The 21,394-nt window shown below is 71.1% G+C and carries 22 protein-coding genes; 18 read left to right on the forward strand and 4 right to left on the reverse strand.

Annotated elements, in window-relative coordinates; translation table 11 throughout:
- The first annotated feature begins 2 nt into the window (after positions 1-2).
- The 10 genes from ACLII4_RS08365 to ACLII4_RS08410 all read left to right on the forward strand — a co-directional run bounded on the left by ACLII4_RS08365 (position 3) and on the right by ACLII4_RS08410 (position 8,331).
- On the forward strand, positions 3-1,037 hold the full coding sequence (locus ACLII4_RS08365) for a DUF91 domain-containing protein (protein WP_412070449.1): 1,035 nt from the start codon (positions 3-5) through the stop codon (positions 1,035-1,037).
- Between the two features lie 322 nt (positions 1,038-1,359).
- A complete protein-coding gene (locus ACLII4_RS08370) occupies positions 1,360-2,034 on the forward strand; it encodes a hypothetical protein (protein ID WP_412070450.1) in 675 nt (224 codons plus the stop codon).
- Entirely contained in the window at positions 1,989-3,248 is a 1,260-nt protein-coding gene (locus ACLII4_RS08375; RefSeq protein ID WP_412070451.1) for an NAD(P)/FAD-dependent oxidoreductase, read from the forward strand. The genes ACLII4_RS08370 and ACLII4_RS08375 overlap by 46 nt, the downstream gene beginning before the upstream one ends.
- Before the next feature lie 39 nt (positions 3,249-3,287).
- Complete coding sequence (locus tag ACLII4_RS08380) at positions 3,288-3,596, forward strand: TusE/DsrC/DsvC family sulfur relay protein (protein WP_412070452.1); 309 nt, start codon at positions 3,288-3,290, stop codon at positions 3,594-3,596.
- 26 nt (positions 3,597-3,622) lie between these two features.
- Positions 3,623-4,144, forward strand: coding sequence for a DsrE/DsrF/DrsH-like family protein (locus tag ACLII4_RS08385; protein ID WP_412070453.1), 522 nt, complete (start codon positions 3,623-3,625; stop codon positions 4,142-4,144).
- Between the two features lie 215 nt (positions 4,145-4,359).
- Complete coding sequence (locus tag ACLII4_RS08390; RefSeq protein ID WP_412070454.1) at positions 4,360-4,845, forward strand: hypothetical protein; 486 nt, start codon at positions 4,360-4,362, stop codon at positions 4,843-4,845.
- Between the two features lie 35 nt (positions 4,846-4,880).
- Positions 4,881-6,059: an aminodeoxychorismate synthase component I gene (pabB, locus tag ACLII4_RS08395; RefSeq protein WP_412070455.1), complete on the forward strand. Its 1,179-nt coding sequence runs from the start codon at positions 4,881-4,883 to the stop codon at positions 6,057-6,059.
- Entirely contained in the window at positions 6,056-6,736 is a 681-nt protein-coding gene (locus ACLII4_RS08400; RefSeq protein ID WP_412070456.1) for an aminotransferase class IV, read from the forward strand. Before pabB ends, ACLII4_RS08400 begins: the two co-directional genes overlap by 4 nt.
- Complete coding sequence (locus ACLII4_RS08405) at positions 6,733-7,344, forward strand: DUF937 domain-containing protein (protein WP_412070457.1); 612 nt, start codon at positions 6,733-6,735, stop codon at positions 7,342-7,344. The genes ACLII4_RS08400 and ACLII4_RS08405 overlap by 4 nt, the downstream gene beginning before the upstream one ends.
- A 177-nt stretch (positions 7,345-7,521) precedes the next feature.
- Positions 7,522-8,331: a PPK2 family polyphosphate kinase gene (locus ACLII4_RS08410; protein WP_412070458.1), complete on the forward strand. Its 810-nt coding sequence runs from the start codon at positions 7,522-7,524 to the stop codon at positions 8,329-8,331.
- A 1-nt stretch (position 8,332) separates the two neighbouring features.
- On the opposite strand, the gene ACLII4_RS08415 is transcribed toward ACLII4_RS08410, so the two are convergent.
- From ACLII4_RS08415 to ACLII4_RS08425, 3 genes are all read right to left on the reverse strand, one after another.
- The gene (locus tag ACLII4_RS08415; RefSeq protein ID WP_412070459.1) at positions 8,333-9,220 is read right to left on the reverse strand and encodes a BadF/BadG/BcrA/BcrD ATPase family protein; all 888 of its coding nucleotides are present in this window, start codon (positions 9,218-9,220) and stop codon (positions 8,333-8,335) included.
- Positions 9,217-11,184 carry a penicillin acylase family protein gene (locus tag ACLII4_RS08420; RefSeq protein WP_412070460.1) on the reverse strand — a complete coding sequence of 656 codons (1,968 nt, stop codon included), beginning with the start codon at positions 11,182-11,184 and terminating at the stop codon, positions 9,217-9,219. Before ACLII4_RS08420 ends, ACLII4_RS08415 begins: the two co-directional genes overlap by 4 nt.
- A gap of 179 nt (positions 11,185-11,363) precedes the next feature.
- Entirely contained in the window at positions 11,364-13,013 is a 1,650-nt protein-coding gene (locus tag ACLII4_RS08425; protein ID WP_412070461.1) for a helix-hairpin-helix domain-containing protein, read from the reverse strand.
- A gap of 265 nt (positions 13,014-13,278) precedes the next feature.
- Between ACLII4_RS08425 and ACLII4_RS08430 the strand changes: the two genes are divergently transcribed.
- The 8 genes from ACLII4_RS08430 to ACLII4_RS08465 all read left to right on the forward strand — a co-directional run bounded on the left by ACLII4_RS08430 (position 13,279) and on the right by ACLII4_RS08465 (position 20,170).
- On the forward strand, positions 13,279-14,970 hold the full coding sequence (locus tag ACLII4_RS08430) for a S41 family peptidase (protein WP_412070462.1): 1,692 nt from the start codon (positions 13,279-13,281) through the stop codon (positions 14,968-14,970).
- Between the two features lie 325 nt (positions 14,971-15,295).
- Positions 15,296-16,060 carry a MotA/TolQ/ExbB proton channel family protein gene (locus ACLII4_RS08435; RefSeq protein WP_412070463.1) on the forward strand — a complete coding sequence of 255 codons (765 nt, stop codon included), beginning with the start codon at positions 15,296-15,298 and terminating at the stop codon, positions 16,058-16,060.
- A gap of 60 nt (positions 16,061-16,120) precedes the next feature.
- Complete coding sequence (locus ACLII4_RS08440; protein ID WP_412070464.1) at positions 16,121-16,387, forward strand: hypothetical protein; 267 nt, start codon at positions 16,121-16,123, stop codon at positions 16,385-16,387.
- A gap of 45 nt (positions 16,388-16,432) precedes the next feature.
- Positions 16,433-16,987 carry an ExbD/TolR family protein gene (locus ACLII4_RS08445; protein WP_412070465.1) on the forward strand — a complete coding sequence of 185 codons (555 nt, stop codon included), beginning with the start codon at positions 16,433-16,435 and terminating at the stop codon, positions 16,985-16,987.
- A gap of 69 nt (positions 16,988-17,056) precedes the next feature.
- Positions 17,057-17,509, forward strand: a complete 453-nt coding sequence (locus tag ACLII4_RS08450) for an ExbD/TolR family protein (protein ID WP_412062491.1) — start codon at positions 17,057-17,059, stop codon at positions 17,507-17,509.
- Between the two features lie 234 nt (positions 17,510-17,743).
- Positions 17,744-18,766, forward strand: coding sequence for an isocitrate/isopropylmalate dehydrogenase family protein (locus ACLII4_RS08455; protein WP_412070466.1), 1,023 nt, complete (start codon positions 17,744-17,746; stop codon positions 18,764-18,766).
- 28 nt (positions 18,767-18,794) lie between these two features.
- Entirely contained in the window at positions 18,795-19,211 is a 417-nt protein-coding gene (locus ACLII4_RS08460) for a DUF4293 family protein (protein ID WP_412070467.1), read from the forward strand.
- A gap of 122 nt (positions 19,212-19,333) precedes the next feature.
- Positions 19,334-20,170, forward strand: a complete 837-nt coding sequence (locus ACLII4_RS08465; protein ID WP_412070559.1) for a DMT family transporter — start codon at positions 19,334-19,336, stop codon at positions 20,168-20,170.
- Here ACLII4_RS08465 and ACLII4_RS08470 read toward each other — a convergent pair.
- Positions 20,167-21,189, reverse strand: coding sequence for a glycosyltransferase family 2 protein (locus ACLII4_RS08470; RefSeq protein WP_412070468.1), 1,023 nt, complete (start codon positions 21,187-21,189; stop codon positions 20,167-20,169). The genes ACLII4_RS08465 and ACLII4_RS08470 overlap by 4 nt on opposite strands.
- Positions 21,190-21,394: the final 205 nt, after the last annotated feature.

Genomic DNA, 21,394 nt, shown 5'->3' on the forward strand with positions numbered 1-21,394 from the left:
CCATGGCCGACGCGATCCGCATCTGGGGCGTCGACGGCGACGCCCTCTCCGAAGTCCCTCGCCAGACCGTCGACCTGGAGTCGCGGCTGGAGGACTGGATGGACTCCGACGTGAGCGTCTTGTCGGACGACCTTCTGGTCATCGGCCGCCAGCTCGACACCGACGGCGGCGGCATTCTCGACTTGCTCTGCCTCGACGGCCGGGGCGACGTCGTGGTCGTCGAACTCAAGCGCGGCAAGACGCCGCGTGACGTGGTGGCGCAGATGCTCGACTACGCGGCCTGGGCGGGAGGCCTCTCGTACGAGCAGGTGGTCGAAATCGGGGACCGCACGCTCGGGGGAGAGGGCACGCTGGAGTCCGCCTTCCGGGCTCGCTTCGACACCGACCTCCCGGAAGTCCTCAACACCGAGCACCACATGCTGGTCGTCGCCAGCGAGGTGGACCCCCGCTCGGAGCGGATCCTGCGGTACCTCTCGGAGACGCACGGGGTGAGCATCAACGCGGTCACGTTCAACTATTTCCGGACGCCCGACGGCGGGGAGTTCTTGGCGCGGACGCACCTTATCGAGCCCGACGCGGTCGAGGACCGGACCGTCCGGAGGTCCGGGAGCAAGCGTCGGCGCTCGGCGACGCTCGAAGACCACCGGGAGGTCGCCGAGCGGTTTGGCGTGGCCGACGTCTTTGATACCCTGGTCGACACGTTGTCGCGGTGGTACCGGCCGGGGGCCGGCAAAACTATGGTGACCTTCGGGCAGCGGGGAAAGTGGATGGCGATGCTCAACATCGTGACCTCGGAGAGCGAGACCGGCGCCCTCCGGTACAACGCGTACACGCACCGGGTCGCACGGGCCTTCGGCCTCACACACGAGGAGGTCTGCACCCTGCTGCCCCCCGACGCCGAACCCTGGGTGTACTCGACGGACACCTCGGCCTCGGGAAACGAGTGGGAGGGGGTCACCGGCACGTTCCGCAGCACCGCCGAGGTCGAGCGACTGGTGGCGGGGCTGGCGGCGGCGCCCCTCGACCCGGCCGCGTAGGCTCTTCGAGGTCGGCGGGCAGTACCGCCGCAACATGTAGCGGGGCGTGACCCCTGGCGGGGCCGGTCGTCGCACGGAGGGAGGCACTCGCCTCCCCCGCCATGACCGTCCGCTTGCTCCTCGCCGTCCTCACCATCCTCCTGCTCGCCCCGGTCGCTTCAGCGCAGACCCCGCCGTCCGAGTCTCGCATCCGCGCCGACGTGCGGGCGCAGGTCGAGCCCGCGGCCACCTCGGTCGTTCTGCGCGGCAACGGCTCGCGCCAGCTCAACGGCGGCGTCTGGAGTTCATCCACTCCATCACCACGCGCAGGCCGTACGATGAGATGCCGGGCGTCGAGATCGAGAGCTACGGCGACGTGGTCTACCAGTCCCACGGCTCGACTTACCAATACGACCGCTACCGCACCGGCGACTGGCGCTACTTCGGGATCCCGGACCCGAGCGCGGAAGAGGTGGAAGCGGTCCTGATGACGGACCCGGCGTCCGTCTACACCCACCGAACGCGCGACGCCGACCGGGAGCTGACGGTGCTCACCGGCGAGGAGATGTATTGGCACAACCCGACCTCGGTCACGCTCAAGGTGCAGGCGAGGTACCGGGCCATTGAGAACACCACCGAGATCAGCGACAACGAGGGCGTCTTCGAGGTCCGCCTCTACCGAGAGGCGTTCGACGGGCCGTGGACCCGCTTTACGACGGTCGGCCGCGAGGTGTCCGAGACGGGTCGTGAGACCCTGCCGGCCACCGAGGTCGCGGAGATGCGGACGTTGAAGGACGCAGCTGCGATCGCCGAGTACCAAGCCGCTCTTGGTACAACTTTAGGGTTGTGTAGTGGTGTGGCCTACGCGGCGGCTCGCGTGTGCGGCCGGGCCCCGCCCCAGAGACGGGCGCGCGCTGTCGAGGGCCGGCCCGCGTGCGGGATACCGTGGGGACACCCGCTCCCCGCACCCCCATGCGCTCCCTCGTCTTGCTCGGCGCCGGCACCGCCGGCACCATGATGCTCAACAAGCTCCGCCGCGCGCTCCCGCCCGACGAGTGGCGCCTCACCATCGTCGACCGCGACGACCAGCATCTCTACCAGCCGGGCCTGCTATTCATCCCCTTTGGCGAGTACACGCCCGAGCAGGTCGTCCGCTCCCGGCAGGACTTTTTCCCCGGCGGCATCGAGTTCGTGGTTGGCGAGATCGACCGGGTCGACGTCGAGGCCCAGACCGTGGCGCTGGCGGGCGGGCAGTCGCTGGACTACGACGTGCTCATCGTGGCCACCGGGACGGCGCCGTACCCGGAAGAGACGCCGGGCCTGGTGAGCGATCTCTGGTACCGCGACGCCTTCGACTTCTACACGCTGGACGGTGCTGTCGCCCTGCGCGACCGGCTGGAGACGTGGGAAGGCGGCCGACTTGTCATCAACTTGGCCGAGAGCGTCTTCAAGTGCCCCGTCGCCCCGCTCGAGTTTGCCTTCCTGGCCGACGCCTACCTCGAAGAGCGCGGACTGCGCGACCGGGTCGAGATCGTCTACGCGACGCCACTCGCGGGCGCCTTTACCAAGCCCAAGGCGACCGAGATGCTGAGCCGCCTGTTGAAGGAAAAGCAGATCACCGTCGTCCCTGACTTTTACCTCGAATGCGTCGACTCCGAGCGCAAGACGCTCGTCGCCTACGACGGTCGCGAGGAGGCGTTCGATTTGCTGGTCTCGGTCCCCGTCAACATGGGCGCGGCCTGGGTGGAGGCCAGCGGGCTCGGCGACGACGACGACCTGCGCTACATCCCCACCGACCGGCACACGCTCCAGGCCAAGGCCGCCAACAACGTGTTCGTGCTCGGCGACGCCACCAACCTCCCGACTTCCAAGGCCGGGTCAGTCGCCCACTTCGAGGCCGAGGTGCTGACGGAGAACGTCCTGTCCTTTATCGCGGGCGAGCCGCTAGTCGCCTCGTTCGACGGCCACGCCAACTGCTTTATCGAGACCGGCCACGGCAAGGCCACGCTCATCGACTTCAACTACGACACGGAGCCGCTGCCCGGCCGCTTCCCGCTCCCCGTGATCGGCCCGATGAGCCTGTTGGGAGAGACCCGCCTCAACCACCTCGGCAAGCTGGCCTTCAAGTGGGTCTACTGGCACCTCCTGCTGACCGGGAAGGAGCTGCCCGTCTCGTCCGAGCTCTCGATGGCCGGCAAGGTCGTCGATGAACCGGTCGCCGAGCCCGCCTGACCTACCTCCCCCCTGACCCCCCCCGACACCCGCATTCCCATGACCCAGACATTCACCGCCGCCACCGTCGACGTCAACCCGGAGGGCTACCTCTTGGACGCCTCGCAGTGGTCGCTGGACCTCGCCCACGAGATGGCCGCCGCCCATGGGCTCACGCTCACCGACCGCCATGTTGAGGTGCTACAGTACCTGCGCGAAAAGCACGCCGAGGGCACGCCGCTGACGATTCGCCGGATCGGGAAGTCCGGGGTCGTCGACATCAAGACGTTCTACGCGCTCTTCCCCGGAGGCCCGCTGAAGGTGTCGAGCAAGTGTGCGGGCATTCCCAAGCCGACGAGCTGCGTCTAGCCCCTGCCTCCCAGACCCAACCACCCATGGAACTGACTCCGAACGCGGCGGCCCTGACCGTCCCCACCCCCCCGCACCCCGTCCGGCAGGTGCTCATCATCTGCGCGCGCGGCACGCTCGAAGACGTCTACGCGGGGCTCATCATGGCGAATGGCGCCCTGATGGAAGGCAAGAAGGCCAAGATGTTCTTCACCTTCTTCGGCCTGGAGGCCATCCGGAAGGGCCGCCAAGACCACCTCCACACGGCGACCGTCGGCAACCCGGCGTTCATGCAGAAGCTGCCCACGATGGTCGGCGGGCTGCCCGGCTTCGAGGCGCTCGCCTCGGCGATGATGCGCCGCGAGATGGACGCCCTCGACATCCCGCCCGTCTCGGAGTTCATGGAGATCATCGACGCCAGCGGCGGCGAGATCTACGCCTGCAAGCTGGCCGCCGACATGTTCCACCTCGGCAAGGACGACTTGATCGACGAGGTCCGGGGCATCATCACCGTCGGCGACATGTACGCACTGGCGGAGGGGGAGGGAACCCAGATCCTCTTCATCTGAGCCCGCGTGCGGACGGCACGCCGAGGCCCCATGCTCCGACGGCGTGGGGCCTCGTCTCACTCTGGGCGGCGGCCCTGTCCGGCTGGCCGCGGCGAGCGGCGTAGGTCGCCAGTGGCACGCTGGCGTGACATCCCCGGCGACTGATCGGGGCTCGGGAAGGGTGGTCGCGCGGATGCAAGGGGGGCCGGTCCACACCGACCGATCCCACCGCCCCCATGTCCCGCGACTCCAAAACGCCCGCCTACGTCGAAGCCATGATCCGCGAGGCCGTCGCGCACGTCGAGGCCTGCATCAAGACGCCGCTGGCGGACCTCGGCTACACCGGCCCGCAGTCCGGCCTCGACCTCACCGACGGCCAGCACGACTTTCTGGCGGGGTACATCTGGGGCGGCTTGCAGCGGCTTTTGGAGATGGGGGAGCTGACGTCTGAGGCCGACGTGGAGCGCGCGGCGAACCGGCTCTACGCCCGCCTGATCGGGCCGTTCGACCAGGACCTGCGGCCGTGGCACCAGTGGGTCGTCCGCGAGGCGCTCCAGCACATGCAGCGGCCCCACGCTTTGCTCGGCTACTGCGCCGGGCGTGGCGACGTGATGGAGCGGATGCGCGCGACCGAGTTCCGTGCCGCCCTCGGGCCGGCGCTGGCGAACCTCACCGGTACCGACCTCGGCCCGGAGCACACCGACACGCAGATGAACTGGTAGCGGAACGCGGAGCGCCGTCGCGGGCTCTACACCCCGTGCTCGCCGACGCCCTCCGCCACCCCGGGACCGTTCTCTTAGACGCCCCGCGCCCCGACGCCGACTCCGGCCGTCGGGGCGCGCGGCTGTTTTCGGATGCCCGGCGCCAGCTTCGGGCCGACACGCCCGCCGAGGTGGAGGCGCTGCTCGACGGGATCGACGCGTCTCTAGGGGACGGGCTCCACGTCGCCGGTTTTCTGAGCTACGAGGCCGGAGCCGCGCTCGTGGGGCTCGCGCCCGGCCCTCAGGTGTCCGGCGTCCCGCTCGGCTGGTTCGGCGTCTACGACGCGCCGGTCGAGGTCGCGCCCGACGCGCTGGCGCACGCGCTCGGCGCGGCCGGTCCGTCCGCGGTCTCCGACGTGCGGCTCGGGGTGAGCGCGGCCACGTACCGGGCGGCGTTCGACACCGTCCGCGCCCACATCCGGGCGGGCGATGTGTACCAAGTCAACCTGACGGCGCCGCTCGGCTTCGCGCTCGACGGCGACGCGCTCGCGCTCTACGCCGCGCTCCGCCGCCGCCAGCAGGTCGCGTATGGCGCCTTTCTCCACCTCGACGGGCTCGCGGTCGCCTCCGTCTCACCCGAGCTGTTCTTCCGCATCGACCCCGGCGGCGATGGTCGTACGGTCACCACGCGGCCGATGAAGGGGACCGCGCCGCGCGGCGACACCGCGAGCGCCGACCGCGCCCTCACCGATGACCTGCTGGCGAGCCCGAAGGACCGGGCGGAGAACCTGATGATCGTCGATCTCTTGCGCAACGACGTGTCGCGGATTGCCGAGCCGGGGAGCGTCCTGGTGCCGACGCTCTTCCACGCCGAGCACTACGAGACGGTCACCCAGATGACCTCGACCGTGACCGGCCGCGTGCGGCCGGACGCGAGCCTGGGCGACGTGCTCCGCGCGCTCTTCCCCTGCGGATCGGTGACGGGCGCGCCCAAGCGCCGCGCGATGGAGGTGATCCGGTCCGTCGAGCCGAGCCCGCGCGGCGTCTACTGTGGGGCCATCGGGACGGCGTCGCCGGACGGCACGGCCGCGTTCAACGTCGCCATCCGCACGGCCGTCGTGCAGGGCGGCGAGGGGCGCTACGGCGTGGGGAGCGGGGTGGTGTGGGACAGCCGTGCCGACGCCGAGTACGCGGAGTGCCTCCTGAAAGGGCGCGTGTTGACCGACCTCGCATGAGCGCGCCCCGCCTTCTGGAGACGATGCGCGCCGACGAAGGCCGCGTCTCCCTGCTCGACCGGCATCTCGCCCGGCTGACGGACAGCGCGGGGGCGCTCGGCTATCCGCTCGACCCGGCGGCCGCCCGCGCTCTGGTCGCCAGTCGAGGAGGGGAGGGGACGCAGGCCCTGCGCCTGACGCTCGGCCCCGGCGGCGACCTCGACCTCTCAGCCCGCCCGCTGGCGTCCGCGCCCTTCGAGACGGTCTGGGTCGACACCGAGCCGCTGTGGGAGGCCGGGACGTGGCGGTGTGTCTACAAGACGACCGCCCGCGACCACTACGCCGCTCGCGCTGCCCGGGCGCGCGAGCACGGCGCCGACGAAGCGATCCTGACCAACCTCTCGGGGCACGTGATCGAGGGAACCCGGACGACGGTTTGGGCCGAGATCGACGGCCGGCTGTGGACGCCACCCCTCGCGGCCGGCGGGCTGGCGGGCGTGATGCGGGCCTACCTCCTCGACACGCGCCCCGAAGCGGGCGAGCGGACGCTGACGGCGGGCGACCTCCGTGTCGCCGACGCGCTCTTCCTGTCGAATGCGCTGCGGGGCTGGATGCCCGTTCGACTCGTGGACGCGCCGAACCCCGGCCCGGCGCCCGGGTACATCCCGCCCCCTCGCCCCGACCCCTCTCTGACATGAACAGCATCCTCGACCTCCTCGCCGACCACATCGGCGGCGAGAACGTCGGCCAGATCGCGGGCGCCATCGGCGCCGACAAACGGCAGACGCAGACGGCCGTGGCCGCCGCGCTTCCGGCCATCCTGACCGCGCTCAACCGCCAGACCAACACGACGTCGGGCGCCGGCGCGCTCGCGAGCGCCTTGGACCGCGACCACGACGGCTCGCTTCTCGACCACCTCGGTGGCTTCTTGGCCGGGCAGGTCTCGGGCAAGCAGGCCGACGGCGGCGGCATCCTGGGCCACATCCTGGGCGGCCAGCGGTCGACCGTCGAGCAGGGCGTCGCCAAGGCCTCCGGGCTCGACATGGCGCAAGTCGCCAAGCTGCTGCCCATTCTGGCGCCCATCGTGATGGCGGCGCTCGGCAAGCGCAAGCGGCAGTCCGGCCTCGACGAGGCGGGCTTGTCGGGCATCCTGGGTGAGGACGCCACGCGCGCGCGCCAGGCCGCCCCGTCCGGGGTCCTCGGCGCGCTCTCCGGGTTCCTCGACCGCGACGGCGACGGCTCCATCCAGGACGACCTGCTGGCGCAGGCCGGGCAGGCCGCCCTCGGGAAGCTCTTCGGACGCTAGGCTCGGCTTGACGGAACCGCATCGGCCTGCGCGTGGCCCCGCCGCGTCTCGCAAGGCGCGCGACGCGGCAGGGGCACGTTCGGCTTCGATCCGATCCATCACACAGAGTCTAGCGGATCAGGGACCAGGTCGTTGGTTCGCGGTACTCTCCGGTCTCCGACCGACACCCGCCCTCCGATGACCGGCCCTTATCGCATCGCCCCCGGCGAACCCGTCAACCTCGCCGACCGCTCCACCGACGACGACGGCGGGCTCGACGAAGACGCTGCACGCGAGCAGTTGAAGGAGAACGTCGAGCGCCTGCGCGAGCTGCAAGAGCGCCTTTACGCGGAGGGCGAGAACTCCGTGCTGTTCGTGCTCCAGGCGATGGACGCCGGCGGGAAAGACTCGACCACGAAACACGTCTTCGGCGCCCTCAACCCGCAGGGCGTGCGCGTCGCCAGCTTCAAGGCGCCGACGGATCTGGAGAAGGCGCACGACTTCCTGTGGCGCGTCCATCACAAGGCGCCCCGCGCGGGCATGATCCGCGTCTTCAACCGGTCGCACTACGAGGACGTGCTGATCGTCAAGGTTCACGAGTGGGCGTCGCCGGAGACCATCGAGCGGCGCTACGGCCACATCCGCAACTTCGAGGCGCTGCTGGCGGATTCGGGCACGCGCGTCGTCAAGGTGATGCTCCACATCTCGCCCGACTATCAGCTCGAACGCTTCCGGCGTCGGCTGGAGCGGTCCGACAAGCACTGGAAGTTCAACCCCGACGACTTGGTCGAGCGCGAGCTCTGGGACGACTACATGGCCGCCTTCGACACGGCCATCGAACGCACGAGCACGGAGGCGGCACCGTGGTACGTGGTCCCGGCCGAGACGCGGTGGTACCGCGACCTCGTCGTGAGCCAGATCCTGCTCGACACGCTGGAGCGGATCGACCCGCAGTACCCCGCACCCGAGTTCGACCCGCACGACTACCCGCCGGACGGGATCGAGTAAGTCAGCCCGCGAGCGTCCGCGCCAGGGCGAGGGCGCCCTCGACCGGCTCGGCCTCGCACTGCGAGACGGTCCACCCCGGCAGGTGGCGGTCGAGCGCGTCCGCGAGGGCCGTCCAATAGACGGGCTCGCCCGCGAGCCCGCCCGCGACGGCGAGCCGCTTGCGGACCGCGTCGCCGGCGCGTGTGGCCAGCCACCCGGCCTGCTTGGCGAGCGCGTTCGCCTCGGCCCGAAGCGCCGACTCTGCCGCCCAGTCGCCCGCCTCGACGGCCGCGAGCAGGAGCGGGGCGAAGGAGCCGAGCGGCCGGGCGTCCTCGTAGACGGCCGCGAACACGTCGGCGGAGGAGGCCAAGCCGTGGTGCTCCGCGGCGATCTCGGGGAGGACGGAGGGAGGGCCGCCGTCGAGCGCGGCGAGCAGGGCACGAAGCGCGTGTTGGCCGAGCGCGGCGCCGCTGCCGTCGTCGCCGAGCGTGGGGCCCCAGCCCCCCGCGCGCAGCGTCTCGCCGGCGTCGGTGCGCGCCAGCACGAGAGAGCCGGTGCCGACCAGCAGAACCGCGCCGCTCTCGTCGCCCCAAGCGGCGCGATACGCGATGTCGGCGTCGTGGGTGACCACGAGAGGGGCATCGAGCGCGAGCGCGTCGACGATCGATTGGCGGACGTCCTCGCGGCCGGCTCCCGCCAGCCCAACGGCGACGCCCGCGAGCCGTGCGTCGGGGAAGGCCTCGCAAGCCTGCGTGATCACGTCGGAGACGACAGCGGCGGCGGTCGCGGCGCCGTCGCGAGCCGCCTGCGCGGCGGGGCCGGCGAACGTCTCGCGGCGGCCGCCGGCTTCGGCGAGGGCGGCGGTTTTGGTACCGCCGGCGTCCACGCCGACGAAAAGCGAGTCAGTCACGAGGCGGGCGTCAGGGTGAGGCGGGCGGCGGGCATCGGGGTGCGGGCGTCGAGCGTGAGCGTCCGGCCCTCGGGCCCCGCGAGCTCCACGGCGTCGACCGTGAGCGGACGCAGGGCGGGCGTCCGGATCTCGACCCGGCTGCGGGCGAGGTCGGTGCGGACGGTCCACACGGCGAGCGGGGCGGGGACGCCGTCGAACACGAGAGAGGGGCCGGGGCGGAGCGCGGTCGGGTGGCCGCCGGGCGGGCCGTAGCCGTCCCGGAAGCGTCGGGCCGCGCCGCCGCGTCGGCCGCCGAGGACGGGGTACTGCGGGCCGCCCTGGAGCCGGCCCCATCGCCAGTCGGTCGAGAGCGGTCCGTAGCGGTCACGGAGTTCGGCGCGGGCGATCCGCAGGGTGGCCGGGAGGAGCGCCACGTCGAGCGAGTCGGCAGGGTCGGGGAGGTGGCCTGTGAACTCGCGGTGGGCGACGAGCCACCACTCAAAGAGCGACGGCGCGATGGCGTCCGGGGCGTAGGTGCCGTCCCAGCCGTTGAGGTAGGCGTAGGGCCCCTGGAGCACGTCCGCCAGCGAGTCGCGCGCGCCCAGGCCGCGGACGAGCGCCGTGATCTGGGCGCGCGCCCAGCCGCTCACGACGTCGCGCGTGCCGGGTCGGAGCGTGCCCGACGAATCGGTGGCGACGGTGTCGACGGGCGCGTCGCTCGCTCGATCGGGGAGGGCCAAGATGGGGAGGGCGAAGCGCGCAAGCGTGTCGCTGGCTACGAGCACCGCACCCCCGGACCGCCCCGCAACCGTCGGCCGCCCGAGCACCCGGAACTCGCCCTGCCGCGCGAGGAGGCCGGACCCGTCGGCGATCGAGAAGGGGAGCGTGCGCCCCGCGCGGAGGGCGGCGAAGGCGCTGAGGTCGGTGCCGAGCCCAAAGCCGGCCCATTGGACGCGCCAGCCGGAGGAGTCGGCGGCGGTCGAGTCGTTGGCGGCACGCCCGGCGCGGAGCACGAGCCCCGTCGTGTCGCGGGCGACGGCCAGCAGCGTCTCGTCCCCGTCGCGCTCCACGATCCGGCTGTGGACGACCGGCGGCAACGGCCCCGAATAGGGCACGAGACGCAGGCGCGAGCCGGTCAGCATCGCCCAGCCGAGCCCGTCGGCGACGCCGCCGGGGGCGGACAGTGTACCGGGCGTGGTGAGGGCGACCGCCGAGCGCTGCGGCGTCCGCAGGATCACGGGGGCGATGGCCGCCAGCGCCGACGTGCCGCCGCCGATCTGGTGGACGAGCGTGCCGCCGCCGGGCAGGGTGTAGGCCCGGTCGAACCCACCGCCCGGCGCGCCCAAGAAGGCGCGGAAGGCTGAGTCGGCGGTCAGGAAGCGGGCGACCGCGGTGTCGGCGCGAGCGGCGCGGCGCCACGTCGAGTCGGCGGACGGGGCGGGCGCGGCGAGGTAGGCGTGAAGCCGCTCGGCGGCGAGCGCGTCCCACGGGTCGGACGGCCCGGGCACCACGTCGGCCGCCAGGAAGGCGTCGCCCTGGACCACGCCGGGCTCGGCGAACCCGGCTGAGACGCCCTGGGCGTAGGCGTCGAGCACGGCGCGGTCGGCTTCGTCAAGCTCGGCATACGTGCGGCGCGCGAGCGAGGCGAACCCGAGCGTCCGGGCGTGGAGGTCGAGGGCGCGACCGTCGTCGCCGAACCACTCGGCGAGCGTGCCTCGCGCGGCCTGCCGCCAGACGGCGACGGCCCAGCCGTGGTCGGCGGCGTGGGCGTAGCCGAGCCCGGCCGCCAGCGCCACCTCGTCGGGGCCTTCCACCCAGACGCGCCCGCTGTCGTCCCACGCCACCTCGACGGCGCCGGCGAGCCCGGCGATCTCCAGCGTCCCCTCGCGGGGCGCCTCGGTGCCGTACGCGAGGAACCACGCCGTCGTCGCGAGCAGGGCCACCAGCGCCAGCACAGCGCCGACGATCAACAGGAGACGAGCCACGGGCGGGGGGAGAGGGGAGGGGAAGCTAGCGGTGTCGGCGGGTCCTACTCGCCACCGCCGCGCGGGTTGTCAGTGATCGGTGCGTCGGTGGTCGGTGATCCGTGTTCGGGGATGCCCCGGTGAGAGGCTGCGACGCGAGAAGCGATCCCCGACCGACACCCCACGACCGACCCGCCGACTCACCGATCCGCGAGCCACGCCGCCAGCTCGTCGGCCGACTTCGCCGTCAGCGCGTCGGCCGCCGTCAGACCGCCCTTCTGGGCCGAGGCGACGCCCCAGCGCGTCACGTCGAGCCCGTCGGTCGAGTGGGCGTCGGGGTTGATGGCCACCGGCACGCCGCGCTGGACGGCGCCGCGCACGAACCGCCAGTCGAGATCGAGGCGCCAGGGGCTGGCGTTGAGCTCGACCGAGACGTTGTGTTCGGCGCACGCATCGAGCACCGCCTCGTGGTCGAGCGGGTAGCCGTCGCGGCGCAGCAGGAGCCGCCCCGTCGGGTGGCCGAGCACGTGGACGTGCGGGTTCGCGACGGCCGTCACCACGCGCGCCGTGGCCTCGTCCTCGGTCATGTTGAACCCGGTGTGGACGCTGGCGACCACCACGTCGAGGCCCGCGAGCACGTCGTCGGGGAAGTCCATGGCCCCGCCGCCCAGGATGTCGACCTCGGACCCGTGGAAGACGCGGAAGTCCACGCCCTCGGACGCGTAGTCGGCGTTGAGTTGGCGGACGGCCTGGCCCTGCTGGTCGAGCTCCTCGATGCTGAGCCCGTGCGCGATCTGCAAGCTCCGGCTGTGGTCGCAGACGCCGAAGTAGCTCAGCCCCCGCTCGCGCGCCGCGTCGCACATCTCGCGAAGCGTGTGCGCGCCGTCCGACGCCGTCGTGTGGTTGTGGATGGTCCCCTTCAGGTCGGCCGTGCGGACGAGCGTCGGGAGCGGGCCCTCGGCGGCGACCGCCAGCCAGTGCGGGTCGTCGCGCAGCGGGGCCGCGATCGGGTGGAGGCCGGCGGCGGCGTAGAGCGCGTCCTCGTCGGCGACGTCCGCCAGCGGCGCGAGCGCAGCCACGGCGTCGACGTGCGCGGCCGGCCCGGTCCGCTCGAACCAGACGCGGCCGAAGGTGGCGTCGTCCGACATCCAGACCGTCAGGGGCAGGCCGAGGGGCAGCGTCGCCGTCACGCGATCCTCGCCCGCCTCGGCGTCGAGGCCGAGGGCAGCCGCCACGTCGGCGGGGGCGCCGGCGGCGACGAGGTCAGCGCGGTCGACCACGTTGCACTGGCGACGGACGGCGCCCGCCAGCTCGGCGCGGAGCCCGGCCGTGCGTAGACGGTCGCGCACCGCCAGCGCTTCGAGGGCGGCATCGCGCAGGTGCGCCTTGCCCCGGTACGCCTTGAGCGCCTCGACCCCCGCCAGAATGTTGACGACGGTCTTGGCCCCGAACCCGGGCAACTCGGCCAGCCGGCCCGCCGCCGCCGCCGCCTCCAAGTCCTCGATCGACGTGACCCCGGCGTCTTGCCACAGCACACGGACCTTTTTGACCCCGAGCCCTTTGACGCGCAACACCTCGGGGAGCCCGGGCGGGAGCGACTGGAGCATCGTCTCGGTGAGGCCCATCACGCCCGTCGCTGCGAACTCGGCGATCTCGGCCGCGAGCCCCTTCCCGATCCCCTGTACGCCGACCAATTCGCCCGCTTGCGCCAGCGCGACGGCGGACTCCTCCAACCGCTCAACGGCGCGGGCCCCGGAGGCATAGGCGCGGGCCCGGAACGGGTTGCCTCCGGTGAGCTCGACGAGGTCGGCGGTGAGCTTGAGCTGCTGGGCGACGGCTTTGTTGGTCATGCGGGTTCGAGGTTCGAGGTTCGAGGTTCGAGGTTCGAGGTTCGAGGTTCGAGGTTCAACGCAGGGACGGCAAAGGTTCCTCCCCGGTCGGTGGGGGTGCGTTCCGCGAAGGCGTGGAGGGCGAGAATCTGCGGCCGCCAGCGGCCGGGCAGCGCGGGGGGCTCGCGATGCCGATCTTGAATCCACTGAGAACCGCCGCGCTGGCCGCGGGCATGGCACCAACGCCATGCGCGCGTCGTTGGAGCGGCCCCCGCCCCCCGTACGCATGCTCCGTTCCCGCTTCGCCCCCATCCTCGGCGCCGGTGCGCTCGCCGCCGCCCTCCTGGTGGGCGTCCAGGTCCAAGACGCCGTCTCCGGCTCCGAGGACGTCGAGCAGCTCCGCAAGATCGAGGAGGCCTACGAGTACATCACCCGGTCCTACGTCGAGGAGGTCGATTCCTCCGAGTTGGCGGAGGCCGCCATCGAGGGGATGCTGGCCGACCTCGATCCGCACTCGATTTACATCTCGACCGACGAGATGCGCCGCGTCCGGGAGAGCTTCAACGCCACCTTCGACGGCATCGGCATCTACTTCGAGTTCGTCGAGGCCGGCGACGCCGACACCCTCGTGGTACTGATGCCCATCGCGGGCGGGCCGTCCGACGAGGCCGGCCTCCATGCGGGCGACCGGATCGTCGAGATCGATGGCGAGACGGCCATCGGGATCGACACGGAGGGGGTCCAGAGCCGCCTCAAGGGCCCACGCGGCACGACCGTCGACATCGTCATCGAGCGCCCCGGCTACTCCGAAAAGCTGGCCTACACGATCACACGCGACCGCATCCCGCTCGACACCGTCATCGCCAGTTACATGGTCGACGACCGGACAGGCCTCATCAAGCTCCAGCGCTTCGCGCGGACGAGCCACGACGAGGTGCGCGACGCCATCCGAGCCCTCAAGCGGCAGGGCATGGAGCGCCTGGTGTTCGACCTCCGGGGCAACGCGGGCGGGCTTCTGGAACAGGCCTACGCCATCGCTGACGAGTTCTTGAGCTCGGGCGAGATGATCGTCTACACCGACAGCCGCCACGCCTCGAACCGCCGCCAGTACCGGGCGACCTCGGGCGGCATCTTCGAGGACGCGCCGGTGATCGTGCTCGTGGATGAGAACTCCGCCAGTGCCTCCGAGATCGTCGCGGGCGCTCTCCAGGACCACGACCGCGGCTACCTCGTCGGGCGCCGCACGTTCGGCAAGGGGCTCGTCCAGCAGCAGTTCCCGATGTCGGACGGCTCGGTCCTCCAGATGACTGTCAGCCGCTACTTCACGCCCTCGGGCCGCCTGATCCAGACGCCCTATGAAGTCGGCGAAGGCGACGATGCCTACTTCGAAACCAAGCGAGACCTGCGCGGGACCGTTGAGGGCCGCCTTTCTGAGACCGGCGGCGCCGTCGATTCCCGCGTGTTCGGGGAGTCCATCCCGGACTCGCTGACCTTCCGGACGGCCGGGGGGCGCACCGTCTTCGGCGGCGGCGGCATCCTGCCGGACTACCTCGTCGCCCGCGATTCGCTCTCGCCCGCGCTCCGGACCGTCATCGGCCAGCGGCTCGACGACTTCTTTGCGCGGGAGGAAGTCGAGCGCCGGGGCGAGGCCTTCCGCACGTCCTGGGACGGCCGCCAGCGAGCCTTCACCACCGAGTTCCAACTCACCGACGCCGACTTCGAGCGCTTCCTGCGCTTCGCCGAGTCGCAGGGCACGCCCGTCGTGGCTACGCGCCCCGAGGACGGCGACGAGGACGTGATCGTCCGCTCTGAGGCGCTGGCGGTGCGGCAGGACATCGAGACGCGGATCCGGGCGTTCATCGCCCGCCGGCTCTATGATGTCGGCGCGTTCTACCCCGTCGTCGGCCAGCTCGACCCGGCGCTCCGCGAGGCGATGCGCCACTGGGACGACGCCGTGACGCTGGCGCAGGCTCAGTAGCCCGACCGTCCGGATTCGAGCCCCGGCTGGCGCTTGCGCTGGCCGGGGCTTCTTTATTTGGTCGGTGTGAGAAGAGCCGTGGGGCCGGCCGGCATCGGGAGAGAGGGCGATCCCAAGGGCTGTGGCAACCTTTGCGTGGGCTGGCGGTCTCCACACCAGACCCAGGCGCTCCACGGTCTCGCCACGCGCGCTTCGCGTCGCGTTGACATTCCCGGAGGCGGTAGGGATATTGACAGCCCGTGTCCGGCGCCCGTCGGCGCCCCAATCCGCTTGCCCCGGGGCTCACCTGGCGGCCCCCACTCTCCCCACCCGAGGTATCTCACCCATGACGCTTTCCGCCTTGCTCCTCCTGCAGGACGCTGTCGCCGACGGCTTCGCCAACGAGCTCGTCTACCGCTTTAACGAGGGCGGTGGCTACATGTGGCCCGTGCTCATCACGCTGATCATCGGCCTCGCCATCGCCTTCGAGCGGATCCTCTCGCTCAACCGGGCCGACATCAACACGCCCAAGTTCATGGCCAAGGTGAAAGAGGCCCTCGACAACGGCGGGGTCTCCGCCGCCGAGGACGTCTGCGCCAACACGCGCGGCCCGGTCGCGTCGGTCGTCCAGGCCGGCCTCACCCGCTTCGACGAGGGCATGGACGCCGTCGAGAAGGCGGTCGTCTCCTACGGCTCCATCGAGATGAGCTTCCTCGAGCGCGGCCTGGTTTGGCTGTCGCTGGGCATCTCGCTCGCGCCGATGTTCGGCTTCCTCGGCACGGTCGTCGGGATGGTCGAGGCGTTCGACGCCATCGAGGCCGCCGGCGACATCTCGCCGTCGCTCGTGGCCCGAGGCATCAAGATCGCCTTGCTCACGACGGTCTTCGGCCTGATCGCGGCCATCATCCTGCAGGTGTTCTACAACTACTGCGTCTCCAAGATCGACCGGATCACGGCCGACATGGAGGAGGCCTCAGTCGAGCTCATCGACTCGCTGGCGATGATGTCGCTCGGCCGGCCCGCCCTCGGCGCCCGCCACCGTGGCACGCTTCCCCGCGCCAGTGGCGCGATCGGCACGAGCGACGACCCGGCCATCACCGACATCCCGTAAGCCCCGGCCGGGCCCGTCGCACGCCGCGCGGGCCCGGCCTCTCTTCTAGCCTCCCTCTCGATGGTTACCGCCCTCGTTTACCTCTGCCTCGCCATCATCGGGATCTCGGTCCTGATGATGGTCGGGTTCGGGATCAAGAATGCCGGCTCGACGCTGGCCCAGAGCAAGCTCGGCCTGGCCGCCTTCGCGCTCCCCGTCCTCATCTTCGTCATCGCTTTCGCGGTCGACGGCACGATGACCGGGGCCGCCGTGGCCACCGCGATTGCCCTCACGATCTCCGGGCTCGCCGCCCTGCTGATCTCGGGCGCCAAGAGCCTCTTCAGCTAGGGCCCGGCACCCGCCGACCGCCCCGAGCCCCCACTCCCGCCTCCCATGCCGCTCCTCAAACGACGCACCAAGCGCGACGCGGAGATCCCGTCGGCCTCCATGGCCGACATCGCGTTCCTGCTGCTGATCTTCTTCCTCGTCACGACGACGATCAACGCGGACAAGGGGATCTACATGCAGCTCCCGCCGAAGCTGCTCGAAGACAACCCGCCGCCGGAGATCAACCAGCGGAACCTGCTCAATGTGCTCGTGGCCGCCGACGGCCAGGTCCTCATCGACAACGAGGTCACCAACGTCGACGCCATCCGCGCGATCGTCAAGCGGCACATCCTGAACAACGGGCGCGAGCCGCAGCTGTCGATCTCGCCGGATAAGGCGGTGACCTCGTTCAAGACCAAGCGCGGTCTCCCGTACGAGATCTACATCGCCGTGCTCGACGAGATCAAGTCGGCCTACAACGACGTGCGCGACGACGCAGCCCGCCAGGAGTACGGCGTGACCTACGGCGAGTACAAGGCCCGCCTCGACGACGAGGCGACCGACGAGATCGCCGAGCGCTACCCGCTCAAGATCTCGCTCGCCGAGCCCGACCCCGATTGAGCCGAGGCGGCCCGCGCCGCCTTCGCCCCGCGTTCCCAGGGCTCCGGCCCGTTTGCACAGACCCACGCCATGTCCGCCCATTTCAAGAAGAAGAGCGCCGGCACCAAGCAGGAGATCCCCACGGCATCGATGCCGGACATCATCTTCATGCTGCTGATCTTCTTCATGGTGACGACCGTCCTCCGCGAGACGGAGCTGCTCGTCAACGTGTCGATTCCGCAGGCTGAGGCCATCGAGAAGATCGACCAGAAGCGCCTCATCCAGTACGTCTACATCGGGCCCGAAAAGCTCGAAGGAGGCGGCTTGGGCGAGGCCGCCGTCCAGATCGACGACGCGATCGTGCGCGAGCGGGCCAACATCCGCCAGTTCATGTACCGCGCGCTCCGTGACGAGCCCCGGACGATCGTCTCGATGCGCATCGACAAAGAGGTCGAGACCGGCCTGCTCTACGACGTCCAGCAGGAACTGCGCGAGGCCGAGGCCTTGCGCGTCAACTACTCGACGACGCGCGAGGCCGAGTAACCTTCGCCTCTCGATGACCCCTGGCCGGGGCGCCCTCGCGGCGCCCCGGTTTTTTTATAGAGGACCCCGTTTTTTAGAGGACCCCGGATCCCCGCCGGCGAGGCGGTCGCAGGCTTCGAGGGGTCTCCGCGCGAACGGGGGCACTCCGGCGTCGGGGCCGCGTTTCGACCGGACTCCACGCCGACCCCCCCGGGGCCCCGGCTAGCTTCTCCGCTCACCGACCCGACCGACCCGATGCCCGCCATTCCCGCTACCCTCATCCCCGGCGACGGGATCGGCCCCGAAGTGATGGAGGCCGCCGTGGCCGTCGTCGAAGCGACCGGTGTCGAGTTCGACTGGGACCGCCAGGAGGCCGGCATGGACGCCTTCGAGGAGACGGGCGAGCCGCTCCCGCAGGCCACCATCGATTCCATCGACCGCACGCGGCTGGCGTACAAGGGGCCCCTCACAACGCCTGTGGGCACCGGCTTCCGGAGCATCAACGTCAAGATCCGCCAGCACTTCGACCTGTACGCGAACGTCCGCCCGTGTGAGACGCTGCCGAACACGAAGGGTCCGTTCGAGAACGTCGACCTCGTGCTCTACCGCGAGAACACCGAGGGGCTGTACGCGGGCATCGAGTACTTCGATGAGAAGAACCAGATCGCCGACTCCATCGCCCGCCACACGCGGACCGGCTGCGAGCGGATCATCCGGTTCGCCTTCAAGGACGCCCAGCGGCGCGGGCGTAAGCGGCTCACGCTCGTCCACAAGGCCAACATCCTGAAGCAGACGGGCGGGATGTTCCTGTCCATCGGCCGCCAGATCGCCGAGGACAACCCGGGCATCGCCTTCGACGACCGGATCGTCGACAACATGGCGATGCAGCTCGTGATCCATCCCCAGGACTACGACTCGATCGTCACGACCAACCTCTTTGGCGACATCCTGTCGGACCTCATGTCCGGCCTGGTCGGCGGCCTGGGCGTCACGGGCTCCGCCAACATCGGTGACGACTGCGCGGTCTTCGAGGCCGTCCACGGATCGGCGCCCGACATCGCGGGCCAGGGGATTGCGAACCCGACGGCCGTGATCCGCTCCGGGGAGATGATGCTCAAGTATCTCGGCAAAGACCACGCCGCCGAGGCCATCCGCAAGGCACTCCACGACGTCTACTCCGATCAGACCGCGCTCACCGCCGACCTCGGAGGTACGGCCACGACGGCCGAGTTCGGCGCTCGCGTTGCCGACCGCGTCCGCGCCCACGTCGCCGCCTAGCGCCGGCCACCACCGACTTTCAACCGACATGATTCAGCGGATTCAGACCCTCTACCTCGTGGCCGGCGCCCTGCTGCTGGCGCTGTTCGTCGCCGTGGGCGACACGTGGGCTGGCGCCATCGCCGGCGAACTCGCGTGGCTGGGAACGCTGGCCTACGTGCTCGCAGGCATCACGGCGCTCGTCGCCCTGGTGGCCGTCGCGCTGTACAAGAACCGCGAGCTGCAGCGGACGGTGATCGGCGTGGCGCAGTGGCTCGACCTCGCGCTCGTCGTCGCCGTCCTTGTCGGCCTCTATCTCGCCTTCGACAGCTCCGCGCCGACGGCGCCGGTGGGCTACTACCTGGTGGCGATGCAGCCGGTCGTGGCGTACGTGCTGCTCCGGATGGCGCGTCAGCGCGTCGTGGCCGACATCGCGAAGGTCCGCTCGATGGATCGGATCCGGTAGTTCCCTGAGGCTTAGGGAGGAGGACGCGGCTATCGTGCGGCTCCACCCCACACCCGGGCCTCATCTCCGCATCCTCGACTCTGCGCGCGCCCGTCCCCGTCTGGGCTGCGCTGGCGATCGGTCTGCTCGCGTTCGGCTCCTCGCCCGTTCTGATTCGGCTGGCGGGGGACGCCCCCGCGCTGACGCTCGCCGCCTGGAGAACCTCCGCCGTCGCGCTTGTGCTGGCCCCCGTCGCGCTCGGCGCGAGGCGGGGTGAACTCGCGGCGCTCAGCCGTCGGGACTGGGCGCTGGCGCTGGGCTCGGGCGTGGTGCTCGGCCTCCACTTCATGGCCTGGATCGTCTCGGTCCAGCTGACGAGCATCGCCAGCGCGGCCGTTCTGGTGACCAGCAGCCCCCTCTTTATCGCCGTCCTGGGCACGGTGTTCTTGCGCGAGCGCCCGTCGCGACGGACGGCCGCGGCCATCGGCGTGGCCGTCGTGGGGGCGGCGCTGCTCGGGCTCTCCGAGGGGAGGAGCGCCACGGCGTACCCAGCGCCGGCGCTGGGGAACGCGATCGCGCTCGGGGCCGCGGTGCTCGTCTCGGTGTACCTCCTGCTGGGCCGCGCCGTCCGCCAGCGCGCCTCGTTCGTGGCGTACTTCTGGCCCGTCAACGCGGCGGCGGCGGCGACCTGCATCGTCGGTTGTCTGGCGGCCGGCGCGCCGCTGGCATTGCCGTTGCCCATCGCCGGGCTCGCGCTGGCGATGGGGCTCGGCCCGGGGCTCCTGGGGCACGGCTCGTTCGCGAATGCCCTCGGCTATCTCCCGGCGGCCCTGCTCGGCCTGCTCGGCCTGACCGAGCCCGTCATCGCGTCGGCGGTCGCGGCCGTCTGGTTCGGCGAGATCCCGTCCGCGATGGGGATGGTGGGGATGGCCATCGTGCTGGCGGCCATTACGGCCGTCGTCTCCGCGCGCGACGGCTAGCGCCAGCGTGGGGCGAAGCGGTTAGCCGGAAGGTCCGAGAAGTGGCGGCGCCCCCGCAGCATCGCGTCCACGGCGATGGAGCCGCGAAAGGGGGGGAGGACCGGCGGTTCGTCGAGCGGCGGCGGCTCGATGGCCCGGATCCGCTCGGCCGCTTCGGCGCGGCCCTGGCGGATCGCGGCGGCCAGCGGGCGGTCGCCTCGGAGCAGCGCCTGGGCGATGGCCGCCGTGTCGAGCACGCGGCGCTGGCGGAACGCGCGGCGGGCCTCGGCGGCCGGCAGGTTCTTCGCCAGCATCACCAGGCTGTTGCGGACGTTGAGGTACGTCTTGCGGGGCCCGACCGGCAGCGACGCCCCGCCCAAGTGGTACACCTCCGACGAGGGCGCGACGCGGATCCGCCCGCCCGCGCGCTGGAGCCGCCAGCACAGGTCGATCTCTTCCATGTGCATCCCGAACGATTCGTCGAACCCACCGACGGCCTCGAACGCGGCGCGGTCGACGGCGAGCGCGGCGCCGGTCGCCCAGAAGACGTCGCGCGGCTCATCGTACTGCCCGCGGTCGGGCTCCATGGTGTCGAAGATCCGCCCCCTCGTGAACGGCACGCCTGCTACGTCGAGGAAGCCGCCGGAGGCGCCCGCGTACTCGAACCGGTCTCGGTCGCCGTGCTGGAGCAGCTTCGGCTGCACGGCGACCACGCCGTCGCCCAAGGCGTCGACCAGGGGCCCCAGCCAGCCGGGCGGGACCTCGACGTCGTTGTTCAGAAAGCAGAGCACCGACCCGCTGGCGCTCGGGACCGCGAGGTTGTTGCCGCGGGCGAAGAGGGCATTCTCCGAATGCCGGACGACGAGGACGGCCGGGTGCTCGGCTGCGAGCCACGCCGCCGTGCCGTCGGTCGAGGCGTTGTCGGCGACGACGACTTCGAGGGCCGGGTAGTCGGTCGCCAGCACGCTAGGCAGGAACCGCTCCAGGAGCTCACGGCCGTTCCAGGTGACGATGACAACCGAGACGCGAGGGACGGACACAGAGGCAGAAACGAAAGCGGTCGGGGGTAGCACAAAGAAGCTACCCCCGACCGTCGTGCCGTCCCGACACACTACCGGCGCGGCCCATCCGACTCCACCACGAGTCTCGGGCCGCGCCGGCTACCACCTTCAGCACCAAACCGCTAAGCGGTCGCCGATCGGCACCTACATAGACCCGCGAGATCCTTAGACATAACCTCGAGGC

This window comes from Rubrivirga aquatilis (assembly GCF_046845665.1).
GTDB lineage: Bacteria > Bacteroidota > Rhodothermia > Rhodothermales > Rubricoccaceae > Rubrivirga.

Excerpts from the sequence above, each read along its gene's own strand:
- ACLII4_RS08450 (WP_412062491.1), top strand. The coding sequence starts at position 17,057 with ATGTCCGCCCATTTCAAGAAGAAGAGCGCCGGCACCAAGCAGGAGATC.
- ACLII4_RS08380 (WP_412070452.1), top strand. The coding sequence starts at position 3,288 with ATGACCCAGACATTCACCGCCGCCACCGTCGACGTCAACCCGGAGGGC.
- ACLII4_RS08435 (WP_412070463.1), top strand. The coding sequence starts at position 15,296 with ATGACGCTTTCCGCCTTGCTCCTCCTGCAGGACGCTGTCGCCGACGGC.
- ACLII4_RS08385 (WP_412070453.1), top strand. The coding sequence starts at position 3,623 with ATGGAACTGACTCCGAACGCGGCGGCCCTGACCGTCCCCACCCCCCCG.
- ACLII4_RS08440 (WP_412070464.1), top strand. The coding sequence starts at position 16,121 with ATGGTTACCGCCCTCGTTTACCTCTGCCTCGCCATCATCGGGATCTCG.
- ACLII4_RS08365 (WP_412070449.1), top strand. The coding sequence starts at position 3 with ATGGCCGACGCGATCCGCATCTGGGGCGTCGACGGCGACGCCCTCTCC.
- ACLII4_RS08425 (WP_412070461.1), bottom strand. The coding sequence starts at position 13,013 with ATGACCAACAAAGCCGTCGCCCAGCAGCTCAAGCTCACCGCCGACCTC.
- ACLII4_RS08390 (WP_412070454.1), top strand. The coding sequence starts at position 4,360 with ATGTCCCGCGACTCCAAAACGCCCGCCTACGTCGAAGCCATGATCCGC.
- ACLII4_RS08455 (WP_412070466.1), top strand. The coding sequence starts at position 17,744 with ATGCCCGCCATTCCCGCTACCCTCATCCCCGGCGACGGGATCGGCCCC.
- ACLII4_RS08405 (WP_412070457.1), top strand. The coding sequence starts at position 6,733 with ATGAACAGCATCCTCGACCTCCTCGCCGACCACATCGGCGGCGAGAAC.
- ACLII4_RS08400 (WP_412070456.1), top strand. The coding sequence starts at position 6,056 with ATGAGCGCGCCCCGCCTTCTGGAGACGATGCGCGCCGACGAAGGCCGC.
- ACLII4_RS08410 (WP_412070458.1), top strand. The coding sequence starts at position 7,522 with ATGACCGGCCCTTATCGCATCGCCCCCGGCGAACCCGTCAACCTCGCC.
- ACLII4_RS08430 (WP_412070462.1), top strand. The coding sequence starts at position 13,279 with ATGCTCCGTTCCCGCTTCGCCCCCATCCTCGGCGCCGGTGCGCTCGCC.
- ACLII4_RS08375 (WP_412070451.1), top strand. The coding sequence starts at position 1,989 with ATGCGCTCCCTCGTCTTGCTCGGCGCCGGCACCGCCGGCACCATGATG.
- ACLII4_RS08445 (WP_412070465.1), top strand. The coding sequence starts at position 16,433 with ATGCCGCTCCTCAAACGACGCACCAAGCGCGACGCGGAGATCCCGTCG.
- ACLII4_RS08370 (WP_412070450.1), top strand. The coding sequence starts at position 1,360 with ATGCCGGGCGTCGAGATCGAGAGCTACGGCGACGTGGTCTACCAGTCC.
- ACLII4_RS08460 (WP_412070467.1), top strand. The coding sequence starts at position 18,795 with ATGATTCAGCGGATTCAGACCCTCTACCTCGTGGCCGGCGCCCTGCTG.